Annotated in this window: 16 protein-coding genes; 10 read left to right on the top strand and 6 right to left on the bottom strand. The window is 63.0% G+C overall.

Features of this window, described 5'->3' with window-relative positions; all coding sequences use genetic code 11:
- On the top strand, window positions 1-758 hold a 758-nt coding region (locus RMO18_RS00360), incomplete at its 5' end, for a M3 family metallopeptidase (protein WP_309663251.1).
- 34 nt (window positions 759-792) lie between these two features.
- Here the strand turns inward: RMO18_RS00360 and RMO18_RS00355 are convergent.
- From RMO18_RS00355 to rpoH, 5 genes are all read right to left on the bottom strand, one after another.
- Entirely contained in the window at window positions 793-1647 is an 855-nt protein-coding gene (locus tag RMO18_RS00355) for a cobalamin B12-binding domain-containing protein (RefSeq protein ID WP_309663250.1), read from the bottom strand.
- 182 nt (window positions 1648-1829) lie between these two features.
- The gene (locus tag RMO18_RS00350; RefSeq protein ID WP_309663249.1) at window positions 1830-2813 is read right to left on the bottom strand and encodes a Gfo/Idh/MocA family oxidoreductase; all 984 of its coding nucleotides are present in this window, start codon (window positions 2811-2813) and stop codon (window positions 1830-1832) included.
- Between the two features lie 119 nt (window positions 2814-2932).
- Entirely contained in the window at window positions 2933-3688 is a 756-nt protein-coding gene (pssA, locus tag RMO18_RS00345; RefSeq protein ID WP_309663248.1) for a CDP-diacylglycerol--serine O-phosphatidyltransferase, read from the bottom strand.
- Window positions 3689-3691: 3 nt separating this feature from the next.
- Window positions 3692-4384: a phosphatidylserine decarboxylase gene (locus tag RMO18_RS00340; RefSeq protein WP_309663247.1), complete on the bottom strand. Its 693-nt coding sequence runs from the start codon at window positions 4382-4384 to the stop codon at window positions 3692-3694.
- A 90-nt stretch (window positions 4385-4474) separates the two neighbouring features.
- The gene (gene rpoH, locus RMO18_RS00335; protein ID WP_309663246.1) at window positions 4475-5371 is read right to left on the bottom strand and encodes an RNA polymerase sigma factor RpoH; all 897 of its coding nucleotides are present in this window, start codon (window positions 5369-5371) and stop codon (window positions 4475-4477) included.
- Window positions 5372-5684: 313 nt separating this feature from the next.
- On the opposite strand from rpoH, the gene RMO18_RS00330 reads away from it, so the two are divergent.
- Window positions 5685-6266 (top strand): DUF4189 domain-containing protein, encoded by a 582-nt coding sequence (locus RMO18_RS00330; RefSeq protein WP_309663245.1) that lies wholly within the window; start codon window positions 5685-5687, stop codon window positions 6264-6266.
- Between the two features lie 212 nt (window positions 6267-6478).
- Here the strand turns inward: RMO18_RS00330 and RMO18_RS00325 are convergent, their stop codons facing one another.
- Complete coding sequence (locus RMO18_RS00325; RefSeq protein WP_309663252.1) at window positions 6479-7534, bottom strand: RluA family pseudouridine synthase; 1056 nt, start codon at window positions 7532-7534, stop codon at window positions 6479-6481.
- A 28-nt stretch (window positions 7535-7562) separates the two neighbouring features.
- Here RMO18_RS00325 and RMO18_RS00320 point away from each other — a divergent pair, with 28 nt between their 5' ends.
- The 8 genes from RMO18_RS00320 to RMO18_RS00285 form a co-directional block, all read left to right on the top strand.
- Complete coding sequence (locus RMO18_RS00320; RefSeq protein ID WP_309663244.1) at window positions 7563-7871, top strand: DUF6476 family protein; 309 nt, start codon at window positions 7563-7565, stop codon at window positions 7869-7871.
- A 291-nt stretch (window positions 7872-8162) separates the two neighbouring features.
- Complete coding sequence (locus tag RMO18_RS00315) at window positions 8163-9653, top strand: response regulator (RefSeq protein ID WP_309663243.1); 1491 nt, start codon at window positions 8163-8165, stop codon at window positions 9651-9653.
- A 108-nt stretch (window positions 9654-9761) separates the two neighbouring features.
- Window positions 9762-11198, top strand: a complete 1437-nt coding sequence (locus RMO18_RS00310; RefSeq protein WP_309663242.1) for an amidase family protein — start codon at window positions 9762-9764, stop codon at window positions 11196-11198.
- Between the two features lie 79 nt (window positions 11199-11277).
- Window positions 11278-12339: an ABC transporter ATP-binding protein gene (locus RMO18_RS00305; RefSeq protein WP_309663241.1), complete on the top strand. Its 1062-nt coding sequence runs from the start codon at window positions 11278-11280 to the stop codon at window positions 12337-12339.
- Between the two features lie 4 nt (window positions 12340-12343).
- Entirely contained in the window at window positions 12344-13252 is a 909-nt protein-coding gene (locus RMO18_RS00300) for an ABC transporter permease (RefSeq protein WP_309663240.1), read from the top strand.
- On the top strand, window positions 13245-14051 hold the full coding sequence (locus RMO18_RS00295) for an ABC transporter permease (RefSeq protein ID WP_309663239.1): 807 nt from the start codon (window positions 13245-13247) through the stop codon (window positions 14049-14051). The genes RMO18_RS00300 and RMO18_RS00295 overlap by 8 nt, the downstream gene beginning before the upstream one ends.
- 34 nt (window positions 14052-14085) lie before the next feature.
- A complete protein-coding gene (locus RMO18_RS00290; protein ID WP_309663238.1) occupies window positions 14086-15111 on the top strand; it encodes an extracellular solute-binding protein in 1026 nt (341 codons plus the stop codon).
- Window positions 15112-15234: 123 nt separating this feature from the next.
- Window positions 15235-16489: amidase (locus tag RMO18_RS00285; protein ID WP_309663237.1), on the top strand; the 1255-nt coding region annotated here is incomplete at its 3' end.

Genomic DNA, 16489 nt, shown 5'->3' with positions numbered 1-16489 from the left:
GCTGGATCGACGCCGGCGTCAAACCCGGCAAGGCCCCCGGCGCCTTAGCCCACCCCACCGTCACCACCGTGCACCCCTATGTCATGCTCAACTACCTCGGCAAACCGCGCGATGTGATGACGCTGGCGCATGAGCTGGGGCACGGGGTGCATCAGGTGCTGGCGGCGGGTCAGGGCGAGCTGTTGTCCTCAACCCCGCTGACCCTGGCCGAAACCGCCAGCGATTTTGGCGAGATGCTGACCTTCCGCAAGCTGCTTGACGCCGCAAAAACCCCGGCTGAACGGAAAACCCTGCTGGCCGGCAAGGTCGAGGACATGATCAACACCGTGGTCCGCCAGATCGCCTTCTACGATTTCGAGTGCAAACTGCACGCCGCCCGCGCGACCGGCGAACTGACCCCCGACGATATCAACGCCCTGTGGATGAGCATTCAGGCACAGTCCCTTGGTGACGCGTTCGAATTCATGGACGGGTATGAGACGTTCTGGGCCTATATCCCGCATTTCGTCCACTCGCCGTTCTACGTCTATGCCTATGCCTTCGGCGACGGTCTGGTGAACGCGCTTTACGCGGCCTACGCAGACGGGCTGCCGGGCTTCGAGGAGAAATACTTCGACATGCTGAAAGCCGGCGGATCCAAGCACCACAAGGAGCTGCTGGCCCCCTTCGGCCTTGACGCGTCAGACCCCAAGTTCTGGGACAAGGGCCTTGCGATGATCGCGGGCTTCATCGACGAGTTGGAAGCGATGGAAGCTTAAGCGCGGCACCCTCTGGCACCGGAAACCTGGCTGATCAGCCCTTCTTGCTGGACAGCTGGGCCATCTCTGCAAGATGGCCTTCCATCGCACTCGCAGCTTCGTCCAAACTGCGTACAACCGCGTCGGCATCCACCAGATCGCGCAGGTGTTCGTCCTTGCTGACGATCTGGCCCGCCACCAGAATCCAGATCTGCGGGCAGCGCATCCGAAGTGCGACAATCAACCGGGCCAGCGCGAATGTCTGCTGTGACGTCGAGGCCGACAATCCCACAATCGCTGGCTGCAGGCGCGCGATTTCCTCGACCAGTGCGTCATGGGTAAAGCTGAGCTTGAGGTCGATCTCCCAGCCTCTGCGGCGCATGGCGTCGGCAGCCATGGTGACACCGATGGTGTGAATCTCGCCCGGCACCTGCGCAAAAACGGCCTCGGCCCCCGGTGCGTGAAGCATGCGCTCGGCAAGAAAAACAGTGCGCAACTCGCGCAGGATGCCATAGACGCGACCAGCGCCGATGATCACGTCCGACACAGTCACCTCGTCTTGGTCCCAGCGCGTGCCAAGCATGGCAACCGCCTCGGCGATATAGCCGAAATACAGATCATCAACCGGCATTCCGCCAAGCCGCGCCGCGCGCACGCAGTCGTGGGCAGCACGATCATCGCGGTCGATCAGCGCATCGCACAGAGCCACGATCGCCACCGCGTCTGGCAACAGTGCCGCCTTCGGCTTGGTCAGGTCCACCGGTTTTTGGGTGACCCGAAGAATCACTTCGCGGGCAAGAGCCTTCAGTGCAACCTGCGGCAGATTGGCTCCACGGTGCGCCAGAACCATGCGTGCACGCTCGATCGGGGGCCTGGCGTGGTCGAAAAATGTCTCATGTTCATCGGACATTGGCACGGCTTTCCTGCTGTCGAGATTAAGGGAACCAACATCGGCAAATTCGGGACACGCAGCGCACCAGCAACGTCACTCAGTATATGAAGCCATCTCCTCGGTCTACCAGTAGTATCACAGAGCTGTTACAACGCATCGCAAAATCGAACCGAAGCATGCGGCTATTTGGTCTGGGCTGATCAAATCTCGACCGCCACCTCATAGACGCGATCCATCATCACTTGCGTGCCGCGCACAAACTCAAGCGGGCACGGATAGGCAGTGCCCTCGCGCACGGTTCGCCCAAAGGTCTCAACCTGCAGCTTGTAGTGGTTTGCCGTCGCAAACCGCTCCACGGTGACGCGATTGCCGTTCTGGTGCAACTCCACCTCGGCCAGATCGTTGACGTTGGCGTTGAACGGGCCACCCTCCAGCCGGATCATCCCGTTGGTGCCTTGAAAGGTCACCACTTGCCGGTTGTACATCCGCATCGAGGTCATCGAGCCGTAGGTGAACCGCCCACCCGGGCCTTCCATGATGCCAGCAACCTGGGCGAACACATCCACGCCCCCCTCGCGGTGGATGCGCGCGGACAGGTCCACCGGTTCGGCGCTGGTCACAAACCGGGCCGACCCGAAGGTATAGACCCCGATGTCACGCAACGACCCGCCGCCGGTTTCTGGCCGGTTGCGGATGTTGCCGCCCTCGGTAAGGTTGAAGGAAAAGGCCGCGTCCACATGCATCAGGGTGCCGATCTCGCCGGCCTCAAGCCAGGCTTTGGCGCGCTGCCACTGCGGGTGGTGCACGATCATGTAGGCTTCGGCGGCCAGCAGGCCGGTCCGATCGCGCGCGGCGATGATCTGGTCGATCTCGCGGGCGCGCATGGCTATCGGCTTTTCGGTCAGCACATGTTTGCCTGCCGCGAGGGCCTTCAGCGTCCATTCCACATGCATATGGTTGGGCAGCGGAATGTAGACCGCATCAATCCCCGGATCCTGCAGCAACGCCTCATAAGACGCGTGCACTTTCAGGCCGGGGCAAAAGGCCACGAAGCCCGCAGCCTTTGACGGATCCGAGGTGGCAAGCGCCGCAAGCTCGGCACCTTCGGCCGCATGGATTGCCGGGGCCATATGCTCCCGCGCGAACTTGGCAGCGCCAAGCACCCCCCAACGAACTGGGTTCATGTGATTCCCCTCCCTTGCGCAGCAAGACGCGCGCCTCGGCGAAGTTCACCCGAAAAGACTGCCCCGCACAACCACAAGCTTGCCGTGCACAAAACTTGTCACACCAAAGCCTGACCGCGTCACTCGGCTGTCTTGGCCGGACGCAATCCCTTGAGGAACAGGGCCAGGATTCCTGCCAAATAGGCCATCGACAGGGTCAGCAGGGTGACCCAAGGATAGGTGAGCAACGCCGCCACTACCGCGACCCCCCCCACCAGCACATAGCGCGCATGGTCCGCCGCAACCGTGATCCGCTTCAGCGACGGGGTACGAACGCTGCTGATCATCAGCGCGCCGACCCCAACCATCCAGCCCGCAACCAGAACCGCCGGGACGTCGATGGTGCCGTCAAAGGTGAACGCCAGATACATCGGCGACAGGGCCAGCATCGCGCCCGCAGGCGACGGCACGCCGATGAACGAGGTCTTTTCTGCCGCTTCGCCAGCCGCCCGCGACCCCACGTTGAACCGCGCCAACCGCAGCATGCAGCACACCGCATAGACCAGCACCGCAATCCAGCCCAGACTGGTCTCGGGCCTGAGGCCCCACAGATACAGCACGATCGCCGGGGTCACACCAAAGTTCACAAAGTCGCACAGACTGTCCAGTTCCGCGCCAATCGCGCTTTCCGATTTCAGCATCCGCGCCAGACGGCCATCCAGCCCGTCCAGTGCCGCCGCCGTGCCGATCAGCAGTACCGCCAGCCCGAAATTCCCCTCGATGGCGAACCGAATGGCCGTCAGACCCGCGCATAATGCCAGGATCGACACGAGGTTCGGCAACAGCTTGAGCAGCAGAAGCTGCTTTTGCTCACCGGTTTCGGGCTTGCGCGCCATCGGCTATTCCACCCGCGCCGACCGCGTCGGCGCGTCTTGCCCGATCAGCGCGATCACCGTCTCACCCGCGCACGTCGTCTGGCCCAGCGCCACCTGCGGGTTAACGCCTTCCGGCAGATAGACATCCAGCCGGCTGCCGAACCGGATCAGTCCGAACCGCTCGCCGGTGCGCAGATTTTGCCCCGGGTTGGTCCAGCATACGATGCGCCGTGCCACCAATCCGGCAATCTGCACCACGGCTATCTTGCGCCCATCCGGCAGCTGGATTGCCAGCGCATTGCGCTCGTTTTCCTCGGATGCCTTGTCCAGCGAGGCGTTGAAAAACTTGCCCGGCCGGTAGGCCACCGCCGTCACCTTGCCCGCAATCGGGGCGCGGTTCACATGGCAGTTGAACACGTTCATGAACACCGACACCCGCACCAGCGCCTCTGGCCCCATGCCAAGCTCTGCCGGCGGCACCGCGCGCTCCATCAGGCTGATCACCCCATCCGCCGGGCTGACCAGCAGCCCCGCGTTCTGCGGCACCGCGCGCTTGGGGTCACGAAAGAAGTAATAGCACCAGACCGTCATCCCGACGCCGGCCCAGCCCAGCGGTTCCCAGATCCAGAACAGCACCAACGACAACACGGCAAATGCCGCGACAAAGGGGTATCCCTCGCGGTGCATCGGCTTCAGAAAGGTTTCCAGCATGGTCATGGTCGGGTCTCCGGTCTTTGGCCCGTTGTCCTACCCCCGCGGGGTCGGAGGAGCAACAGGAAAGCCGGAGACCGGGCCCGTACCGGGCCGTCAGGCCGGGATAACCATGCCCCGGCCCTTGGCAAGTTCGCGCATCTTGCCCTGCAGCTTTTCAAACGCCCGCACCTCGATCTGACGAATGCGTTCGCGGCTGACACCATAGGATTCCGACAATTCCTCCAGCGTGACCGGCTCTTCTGCAAGGCGGCGCTGCATCAGGATGTCTTTCTCGCGTTCGTTCAGAACGGCCATTGACTGCATCAGCATCGCGCGGCGGGCATCCAGCTCATTCTTGGCTTCATAATCGCCGGCCTGATCGCTGTCCTCATCCTCCAGCCAGTCTTGCCACTGGGTCGTGCTGTCGCCGTCTGACCCCACAGTTGCATTCAGGCTGGCATCCGACCCCGACAGACGCCGGTTCATGTCGATGACTTCGGATTCCGTGACATTCAGATCGGTCGCGATGCGCGCGACGTTTTCGGGCCGCAGATCACCTTCCTCCAACGCGCCGACCTTGGCCTTGGCCTTGCGCAGGTTGAAGAACAGCTTTTTCTGCGCGCTCGTGGTGCCCAGCTTTACCAGGCTCCAGGACCGCAGGATGTATTCCTGAATGCTGGCGCGGATCCACCACATCGCATAGGTCGCAAGGCGAAAGCCCTTTTCGGGATCAAACCGCTTGACCGCCTGCATCAGGCCCACATAGGCCTCCGAGATCACCTCGGCCTGCGGCAGGCCATAGCCGCGATAGCCCATCGCAATCTTGGCGGCCAGACGCAGGTGGCTGGTGACCATCTTGTGCGCCGCCGTGCTGTCCTGGTGATCCACCCAGCGCTTGGCCAGCATGTATTCTTCTTCCGGCTCCAGCAGCGGAAACTTGCGGATTTCCTGCATGTAGCGGTTCAGGCCCTGTTCCGGGCTTGGTGCGGGTAGGTTCGTGTAGGTGCTCATGTCGTGCCCCCTGTTCAGCCCCGGTGCAGGTGCGCCCCCGGGGAGTGCGATAATTTATGGTACCCTGCATCAGCGCACAAGTAGCCCGATGGTTCCCATGTTGCACGCTACCTGTGCGCGTTTCCCGGCAATGTGAAGGGTTGTGACATTCACATCACGCGAATGTCACCAGTGTTTCCGTGTGGTGGGGCCACGTTCCGGAATCCCTGACCAGACAGCGCCGCCCGGACACTGTAAGCAGCGCGCCAAAGGCCCTTGTGCGGCCCGCGGTGCCGCCTGTGGTGCCGCGCAGTGACATAAGGATCTCACCGCGATGCCGCTTGCCGTCCGCTTCCTTGCCCCGCGCCTCTCCGCGCTTGCGACCATGTTTTGCCTCGCGCTCGCCAGCCTGACGCCGACCGCCGCCCTGGCCTATTACCCCTGCAACGGCCCCGGCCCGGGCGAGATTCTGATCGGCGTCGATAACACGAACGGCGTGCAGACACCGCTGTGTGAATATGTCGGCGAACAGGGCGGCTCTTCCGACGCTGGCCCCGGCGTCGATTCCGGCCCCGGCGGCTATTGGGTCGATCGGTTCACCACCCTGGCTTGGGGCGTCACCAGTGACGGGGCGCCAACCTACAGCTGGTCGTCCGGTGCCGCCAGCGAAGCCGAGGCCAACAACGGCGCATTGGCCCAATGTGCCGCCGCCGGATTTGGCAACTGCAGCCTTGGGCCGGGGGTGATCAACGGCGCGTTGGCCGTTGCCGTCGGTCAGGATGGCAGCCTGTTCGCCGAGTGGGGCGAGACCGCCCAAAAAGCCGAGCGCAAGGTGCTTCGCCTGTGCCGCAAGACCGCCAAGGGCTGCAGCGTCGAGAGGGTGCTGGAAAGCCCGGCGGAGTGGATCAGCTACTGACCCGCCGAACGGCCGGCCGTCCCGGTGCGGGCGTCGGGCCGGGGGTCAGCGTCTGCGTGCAGCCGTCGCGCCCCATGCCGTAACGGCTCAGACACCCGGCTCACCCGCAACAGCCGACCGCAACATCAGCGCCCAATCCTTAACTATTTGTGAATCTGACCAATCTAACCCATTGAAATCATTTAGACCTGGCGGTTGTCCACGCGTGGACATCACCCTTTGCCCACCCTCAGCGCCGCCAAAAGCCCCGCCAAGTCCTCAGGCAGCGGCGACACAAATTCCAGCGCCTTCCCCGTGACCGGATGCAGGAACCCCAACGTCGCCGCATGCAGCGCCTGACGGGGGAACCCATCTGCCACAGCCGCCGCCGCCCCCATGACCTTTTCCGAAAGCCGCCGCTTGCCCCCGTAAGTCTGATCCCCGATCAGCCCGTGCCCCGCATAGGACAGGTGCACCCGGATCTGATGGGTCCGCCCGGTTTCCAGCCAGCACTCCACCAGCGACGCCTGCCCGGCAAAGGCCTCGACCACCCGGGTCCGGGTGACCGCATGACGCCCCTGATCCCAGACCACGGCCTGACGCTGCCGGTCCGTCTTGTGGCGGGCAAGGCCGGTGGCGATCTTGATGATCCCGCCTGCCTCGGCACTGATCCCCCTCAGCCCCCGCAAGCGTGGGTCGGCCACACTCGGCACCCCATGCGCCACCGCAAGATACCGGCGGTTCACGGTATGCGCCTCGAACTGGGCGGCAAGCCCATGATGCGCGCGGTCCGATTTTGCCACCACCAGAAGGCCGGTCGTGTCCTTGTCGATCCGATGCACGATGCCCGGCCGGCGTTCGCCACCAATGCCGGAAAGCGTATCGCCGCAATGCGCCAGAAGCGCATTGACCAGCGTACCGGAAGGCGTGCCGGGCGCGGGATGAACCACCATTCCGGCAGGTTTGTTGATCACGATCAGATCGCCGTCTTCCCAAATCACGGTCAGCGGGATGTCCTCGGCCAGCGTTTCGACCGCAACCGCCGGATCAAGCCTGAGCAGATAGACCTCGCCTTCGGCAACCTTGGTCTTTGGGTCGGTGACGGCAGCGCCATTGCGGCTGACCGCCCCATCCGCGATCATCCGCATCAAGCGCGAGCGTGACAGTGCTGCCGCCTCTGGCACCAGAGCCGCAAGCGCCTTATCAAGACGGGGAGACGCATCCTCGCCGATCACCACTTTCAAAAACCCGGCTTCATCGCCCAAGCTGTCTTCGAAAGGCTCTGCCATGCCAGACTCTGCAGTGAACGAACCGGCCATGAAAGACGCCCCCGAAGATATTGCTCTGCCGCCCAGCTTGCGACTGCTGAAATGGTTGGTGATCGTACTGACCCTGACCATGATTGGCGGTGTCATAACCGTGGTGGGCCTGATTGTCACCCGCATGCCGAATGCCTTTGCCGCGCCGCCCCCCGTCGTGCCTGACACCATCACCCTGCCCGCCGGACAAAAAGCCGCCGCAGTAACCTTTGGCACCGGTTGGATCGCGGTGGTCACAACGGATGACCATATTCTAGTCTTCGGCAAGGACGGCACGCTGCGCCAGGACGTCAAGATTGCACCCTGAACCAGAAGTCGCTTGACGCCGACCGACCTCGGGGCCCAACTTTCCCTGACCCCGTGCCCCAACCAAATGGCACCGGAAGGGACCCGGACCACCATGACCCTTGCTGCCCTGCCCTATGCATCCCGGGACCGTGTTCTTGATGAGTTGTCGCGGCAATACGACATTGTCGAACGGGAAAAATGGCAGCGTATCTTTTTGACATGGTTCGCTTTCGGCCTGTGCGGGTTTTACGCAGACCTGAGAATCCTCTTTTGTCTGGCAGCGATTGATACTGTCTGCGAGCTGGCCAACGTGCGCCTTCTGAGGGGCCTCGATCCCGAAAAGCACCCAAGGCGCTATCAAGGGTCGATCCTGTGCGTCGTGCTGATGGAAAGTTCGTTTGGCGCGGCTGCTGGTCTGGTCTGGCTGGTGGATGACCCGTATTCGAAGGCGCTGGCCGCAGGAATGGTGATGACGACGGCGCTGCAGTTGACAACCGTCCGGTCGATCCACTTGCCGTTCGGTCTTTCGGGTATCGCTACCATTGCGGTGACCAGCCTTGTTGCGATCTGGGTCCATTGGGCAGACACAGATAACTGGATCGGCTTTTCTGTCACGGCGGCGGCGGCGGTCGCTGGCATCGGATATGCGCTGACTGCGATGCTGTCGAACAACGAACTGCACCGTGCGACCGCCGAAGGTCGCGCTCTGGCCTGGGCTTCAGATACGGCCAAAAGTCGATTTCTTGCGCAGATGAGCCACGAATTGCGCACGCCCCTGAACGCGATCATCGGTCTTGGCCAGATCGAGGCCGCCAACGTCCAAAACGCTGCATCTCGCGACCGGTTGGAAACGCTGGTCGCCTCGGCAAGGGGGTTGGCGGTGGTGCTGGATGACGTGCTCGATCTGTCATCAATCACTGACGGGCGAATGGCCCTGCGCCCACGCGTCGTCGATATCAGGGCCGAACTTGCAATCATCGTGGCGACCTTCAGCCATCAGGCCAAGGCACGCTGGCTCAGCTTGACGCTAAATTGTGCGGCGGATCTGCCACCGTTGGCGACTTTCGATCCGCAAAGAATGCGGCAATGCGTGATCAACCTGATCAGCAATGCCCTGAAACACGTCAAGACGGGCGGCATCAGCCTTGCCGTGCGCAGCGATGGCAACCGCCTGATCATTGACGTCATCGACACCGGCCCGGGCGTTCCGCCCGGCTTGCACGAAGCGGTGTTCGAACCGTTCCGCAAGGCCAGCCCCTCTTCGACAGGTACCGGTCTTGGCCTTGCGATCAGCCGGTCGCTGGCCCGACAGATGGGTGGCGATTTGCGGTTGTTGCCCACATTCAGCGGCGCATGGTTCCAGCTTAGCGTCCTTGCCCCCGCGGCGGCGGCTGAAGAGGTGCATCCTGCGTCCGGCACCCCGGACCTGACCGGAACAACCATCCTTGTGGTCGACGATATCGCAACCAACCGCCTTGTCGCCTCAAGCGTTTTACAAAGGGCAGGTGCCCGCGTGATCGAAGCCAGCGGCGGCCAAGAGGCCCTGACTTTCGTCACGCGCGAAGCTGTCGATCTGGTGCTGCTTGACATGAACATGCCCGATATGGACGGCCTGTCCACGTTCAGGGCCATGCGCAAGATGCAAGGCGCAGTCAGCCGCATGCCTGTTATTGCAATGACCGCCGATGTGCTGCCAGCCCAGCAGGCCGCAATCGAAGCCGCGGGTCTGGACGGCTATCTGGCAAAACCGCTGGTTCCAGAGGATTTGTACGCCTTGCTGCGCCGCCATCTTGGCGTTTGAAGTAACAGCGGAGCCAAAATCCGACACGGCACGCGGCGGTTCCGGGCATGACTCCCATCTTGGCATCAGGGCAGGCTGTGCACGTTCGGAAACATTGGGGGCAGCGCGATGATCGGGGATCTTGGGGCGATGGACGCAACCGCGCTGGCCGGCCTTGTGGCACGCCGCGACGTGACACCGACCGAACTGTTGGACGCCGCCCTTACGGCTGTGGAAAGCCGGAACCCGGCAATCAATGCCGTGGTCCTGGTCAATGAAGCCGCCACGCGGGCCGCGATTGCAGATGGGTTGCCCCGCGGACCGTTCCGCGGTGTGCCCTTCCTGATCAAAGACCTCGGGATCGAAGCGAAGGATTACCCTTCGCACAACGGTTCAAGGCTGCTGAAAAACACGCAGTATCCAGGTGATTCTGCGATCTTCACGCGGATCAAGGCGACCGGCATCGTCACTTTCGGGCGCACCACCAGCCCCGAAGGCGGGATCGGGGCCGCGACCGAAGCTGCTGTTTACGGTGGCCCCACACGCAATCCGTGGAACCTTGACCACACCCCGGGCGGGTCATCCGGCGGCGCCGGGGCGGCGGTGGCGGCGGGGATCGTGGCCTTTGCCCACGGGTCGGATGGCGGCGGTTCGGTGCGCATTCCGGCCGCGTGCTGCGGTCTGTTCGGCTTCAAGCCGACCCGCGCCCGCCTACCCGACGGCCCCTATGCCGGCGAGGGCTGGGCGGGCATGGCGATCGACGGGTTTCTCACCCTCTCCGTGCGCGATACCGCAACCATGCTGGACGCCTGCGCCGGGGCCGACCTTGGCGCGCCTTATTGGGCACCGCCATTGGCGCAAGGTCACGCCCAGGCGATCAGCCGTCCGCCACGCCGCCTGAAGGTCGCGCTTTGCGACACCACGCTCACCGGCGATCCGATCCACCCGCAGGTCCGCGATGCCGTCCTTGCCACGGGCCGCCTGCTGGAAAGCCTTGGGCATCATGTGGAACCGGGCCGCCCACGGGCCGACGTGCCGATGATGATGCGCGCCTGGACCGACATCGTGGCCATTGGCACAGCACTTGGTATCCGGTCTGCGCTGAAGGGGGCCCCGCTGACGGATGATCTGGTCGAGGGTGTGGGGCGCGGCGCGGTCGCCCATGCCGAACGCCTGCATCCCACGCGCTATCTGCAGGCGGTCGGCGAGATTCACCGCTTTGGCCGCCAGATGGCCGGGTATTTCGCGGATGGCCCCGATATCCTGCTGTGCGCCACGCTGGCTGAACCGCCGGCACGGGTGGGACGCTTTTCCCATGACACCGAAGATTACGTGGCCTTTCGCACCGGCCCGAACGGCATCTTCGCCTATTCGCCGTTCTGCGCAGTGTTCAACGCCTCGGGCCAGCCTGCGGCCTCGGTGCCGCTGGCAATGTCATCAGACGGCTTGCCGATCGGCCTGCATCTGGCGGCACCCTTCGGCGAGGATGAGACGCTGATCGCACTTTGCGCGGAACTTGAGCAGGCAGCCCCCTGGGCACAGCGCCGCGCCCCTTTGGCGTCGTAGTTCGGGCAGGAAGTGCTTGCATTGGCTGAGACCATCCTTTCAATATGATCAAAAAGCAAAGTAGGGGAGCTTGCATCCGTTGACTGCACCGGTGACCATCGCGGCGCGCAATGTCGTCAAGGCATTCGGGGCCGGGGCAAGCGCTGTGCGCGCGCTTGATGACGTATCAGTCGATATCAGACAGGGCGAATTCTTTACCCTTCTTGGCCCGTCCGGCTGCGGCAAGACCACCCTTCTGCGTCTGATCGCCGGGTTCGAGATGCCGACCGAAGGCCAGATCCTGCTCGACGGCACCGACATCAGCACCCTGCCCCCCAACAAGCGCCCGGTGAACACGGTCTTTCAAAGCTATGCTCTGTTTCCACACCTGACGGTGGCCCAGAATATCGGCTTCGGGCTGCAGATGCAGGGGCGCCCCGCCGCCGAAGTGAAGGCCACAACCGAGCGGATGCTGGCTTTGGTCAAGCTGGAGGCACTGGCGTCGCGCAAGACCAGCCAGCTGTCGGGCGGCCAACAGCAGCGCGTCGCACTGGCGCGGGCCTTGGCACCGAAGCCGAAGGTTCTGTTACTGGACGAACCGCTGTCCGCGCTGGACCTGAAACTGCGCAAGGAAATGCAGATCGAGCTGAAACGCCTGCAGCTGGAAACCGGCATCACCTTCGTCTTTGTCACCCATGATCAGGAAGAAGCGCTGACCATGTCCGACCGGATCGGCGTGATGAGCCATGGCAAGCTGCAACAAGTTGGCACTCCGCGCGATATCTATGTCACCCCGGTGAACCGCTTTGTCGCCAGCTTCATCGGCGAGACGAACTTTCTGCCCGGAACCACCGTGGCCGGTGGGGTCAAGCTGGGCTGCGGCGCAGTGGTCGATACCAAGACCGCCCGCAATGGCACCGTTACAGTGGCCATCCGCCCTGAACAGGTGCGCATCGTCGCCGCAACCGAGGCAGGTGCAATCCCTGCCACGGTGACGAACCTTGTCTACTTCGGCACCGACACGCATTATCACCTCAGCCTGTCCGACGGGGCAGAGGTTGTGGCCCGGCAGCAAAGCGGCGCGGGCGAAGACATGTTGCAACCTGGCACCGCCGTTGCCCTGCGCTTTGCGCCGGGTGCTGCACAGGTGCTGGAGGATTGACCCGATGAGCGCCGCCGAAGACGCCGCCCGCCGCACCTCTGACCGCAATGGCTGGCTGCTGTCCACGCCGGCGCTGGTCTTGCTGACCCTGGCGGCGGCGGGACCGCTGCTGATTGTCGTGGTCTATTCGTTCCTGAGCCCCGGCGAATACGGCAACGTTGTATGGAATTTCAATCTTGACGGCTGGCGCGGCATCCTGTTCAGCCGCGATGTGTTTGACGACACGCTGGTTCTGGCCGATGCGCATCTGACGATCTTCTGGCGCTCGGTCTGGCTGTCGATCCTGACCACGGTCATCACCTTTGCGGTGGGTTTTCCCACCGCATGGTTCATCGCCACCCGCCCACCACGCCAGCGCACCCTCTGGCTGTTCCTGATCACCATCCCGTTCTGGACCAACCTCTTGATCCGCACCTTCGCGATCAACGAGGTGATCCGCAACGAAGGCCTGCTGAACACCCTTCTGATGCGGACCGGTCTGATCGATACCCCTTTGCAGATCATCTACACCGATACCGCGGTGCTGATCGGGATGACTTATGTCTACCTGCCGCTGATGGTGCTGCCGCTGTTCGCCGCCATCGACCGGTTCGACATGCGACTGCTGGAGGCGGGCTATGATCTGTATGCCAGCCGCTGGAACGTGCTGCGCCGGATCATCCTGCCGATCGTGAAACCGGGGATCATCGCCGGGTCGATCCTGGTGTTCGTGCCCTCGCTCGGGGCCTATGTCACGCCGCGCATTCTGGGGGGCGGCAAGAACATGATGATCGGCAATTTCATCGAGTTGCAGTTCGGCCAGGGGCGCAACTGGCCGCTGGGGGCCGCGCTGTCAGTCACCCTCTTGGTGATTGTCACTGTGGCGCTGCTGGTCTACGTGCGCTTTGCCAACAAGGATCAGGGACATGGCTGACCGCTCCTTCTCGGTCGCGCGGTTGCCGGGGTTCACCACCACGGCGATGATCGTGTTTCTGGCGCTGTATCTGCCGATCCTGACGCTGGTGTTCTATTCGTTCAACGCAGGCAATTCGGTGGCGGTGTGGCAGGGCTTCTCGCTGGACTGGTATCGTCGCGCCTGGGCCAATGACGCGGTCAAGGATGCCACGCTGCGGTCGCTGATCATTGCGGTTTTCGCAGCGATCATCGCCACCACCGTGGCCACGATGGCGGCACTGGGCACCACGCGACGCCGCGCCTTCAAGGGGCAGACCTTCATCTATGTGATGATCAATCAGCCGCTGATGGTGCCAGAAATTGTGACCGCAGTGGCGCTGCTGATCTTCTTTGCGCAGATCAAGGTGTTCACCGGCTACACCGGCCTTGGCTATCTGATTGCCGCGCATTCCGCCTTTTGCGTCCCCTTCGCCTATCTGCCGATCCGCGCAAGGCTGGAAGGGATGGACTTGTCGCTGGAAACCGCCGCCGCCGACCTTTACGCCAGTCCCTGGCAGACCTTTCGCCATGTGACCTTGCCGCTTTTGTTGCCCGGCATCATCGCCGGTGCGATGCTGGCCTTCGTCATCAGCCTTGACGACGTGGTGATCACCGAATTCGTGAAATCGGGCGGACAGGATACTTTGCCGACCTATATGCTGGGTCAATTGCGTCGGCAGCTGACACCCGAGATCAATGCGATCTCGACCGGTTTGCTGGCGCTGACCGTGCTTTTGCTGACTGCCTTCTTCCTGCTGACGCGAAAGCAGGATGCCTGACTGAAACACCTACACCAAACGGGGAGACGTCATGATGAAACAGACACTTGCAGCCCTGGCCCTGCTAATGGCCAGCACCACCCTGGCCGCCGCCGAAGGCGAATTGCAGCTGTACAACTGGGGCAACTACACCAGCCCCGAACTGCTGGCCAAGTTCGAGAAAGAGACCGGCATCAAGGTCATCGTCACCGATTACGACAGCAACGACACCGCGCTGGCCAAGATCGAGGCGGGTGGCTCGGGCTTTGATCTGGTGGTGCCATCGGCCAATTATGTGCCGATCTGGATCGAGAAGGGCCTCGTGCAGGAACTCGACCTGTCAAAGATCGCAAACCACAAGAACATTGCGGCTGAATGGATGAACGTCGACTACGACCCCGGCCGGAAATTCTCGATCCCGTGGCAGTGGGGCACCACTGGCATGGCGGTCAACCAGACCGCCTATTCGGGTGACGTGAACACCAGCGCGATCTTCCTTGACCCGCCGCCGGAACTGGTGGGCAAGGTCAACGTGACGCCCGAGATGAACGACGTGCTGGCGCTTGCCACCATGTACATGGGCGGCGCGCCCTGTTCCGAAGACGCCGAGTTGATGAAAAAGGTGCGCGACAAGCTGATCGAAGCCAAGCCGAAGTGGCAGTCGATGGACTATGGCATGACCGAGAAGATGGCCGCGAATGATGTGATGGCCTCGCTGTACTGGAACGGCGCGATCTTCCGGGCGCGGCTGGAAAACCCGGAGGTGAAGTATGGCTACCCGAAGGAAGGCTACATCCTGTGGATGGATCAGGTGATGCTGCTGAAGGATGCCCAGCATGTAGACGAGGCCTACAAGTTCCTTGATTTCATCGCCGTTCCCGAAAACGCGGCAATGATCTCGGCCTTTGCGCGCTATGCCAATGGCATTGCCGGGTCCGACGCGTTCATGCCCGACGACATGAAGGATGCACCGGAAATCGTGATTCCGGCCGAGTTGAAGGACAAGGGCGTGTTCATGAAGACCTGCACCGGCAAGGCGCAGGACTACATCACCGCGATCTGGACCGAACTGCAGAAGTGATCTTGTGGAGATGCGGGGCCAAACGGCCCCGCATCACACCTTTGCGTGGCGCCGCAGTCGCGGCGCGGCGGGGGCGCTTCGCCCCCGCACCCCCAGAGAGTATTTCTCCAAAGAGCAAAAGCCATGGATCTGATGGGACTGAGCGCCTCGGAACTGTCGCGCCTTGTCGCAGGTCGCAAGCTTGCGCCCTCCGAGGTTCTGGCGGCCTATCTTGCCCGGGTGGCAGTGGTAAACCCCGCGATCAATGCGATTGTTTCGCAGCGTGGCGAGGACGAGTTGATGGCAGAAGCGCGGGCGCTGGACGATGCGCCGCGCCGGGGCTGGCTGCACGGACTGCCGCTGGCGGTGAAGGATCTGGTGGCGGTCAAGGGGCTGCGTACCACTTGGGGTTCGCCGTTGCATGCGGATCATGTGCCCGTTGCCGATGATCTGATCGCCGCTCGGATGCGCGCTGCGGGGGCGATTTTCACTGGCAAGACCAACACACCCGAATGGGGCCATGGCAGCCACAGTTTCAACCCGGTGTTCGGTGCCACCCGCAATCCCTATGATCTGACCCGTACTGCCGGCGGATCGTCCGGGGGGGCCGCAGCGGCGTTGGCGGCGCGGCTGGTCCCCGTGGCCGACGGATCGGATATGATGGGCTCGCTGCGCAATCCAGCGGCGTTCTGCAACGTTTACGGGTTTCGCCCGACCTGGGGCCTTGTGCCGCAGGATGCCGATGGCGACACTTTCCTCGCCACCCTGTCGACCGACGGCCCGATGGGCCGCACCATTGAGGACGTGGCCCGGCTGCTTGAAGTGCTGGCGGGCGAGAACCCGGACGTGCCGTTTCCGCGTGCGGGCGCGTCCTTTGCCGATCACCTCACCTGCGACACGCGCAAGCTGCGCATCGGCTGGCTGGGGGATTGGGGTGGCGCCTATCCGATGGAACCGGGCATCCTTGCCCAGTGCGAGGCCGGGCTTGCGGTGCTGGAAAGCCTGGGTGCAATGGTGGAACCGGTCAGCCCACCGTTTCCGGCCGAAAAGTTGTGGCATGCCTGGGTCACCCTGCGCGCCATGCTGAATTCCAATGCCAAGCGCGGGCTTTACAACGATCCCGCACTGCGCGCGCAATTAAAACCCGAGACGATCTGGGAGATCGAGCAGGGCCTTGGCCTTTCCGCCGATGCTGTTCATGCGGCCAGCGTGATCCGCTCGCGCTGGTATGCGCATGCGGCGCGGCTGTTCGACCGGTTCGATGTGGTGGTGCTGCCCTCCGCACAGGTCTGGCCGTTCCCGGTGGAATGGCGCTGGCCAGAGGCGATCAACGGTCTTCCGATGGACACCTATCACCGCTGGATGGAAGTGGTGATCCCCGCCAGCCTGATCGGTTTAC

Source organism: Tabrizicola sp. (genome assembly GCF_031377265.1).
Classification (GTDB): Bacteria; Pseudomonadota; Alphaproteobacteria; order Rhodobacterales; family Rhodobacteraceae; genus JAUYQR01.
This window is presented reverse-complemented; position numbering and strand designations above follow the sequence as displayed.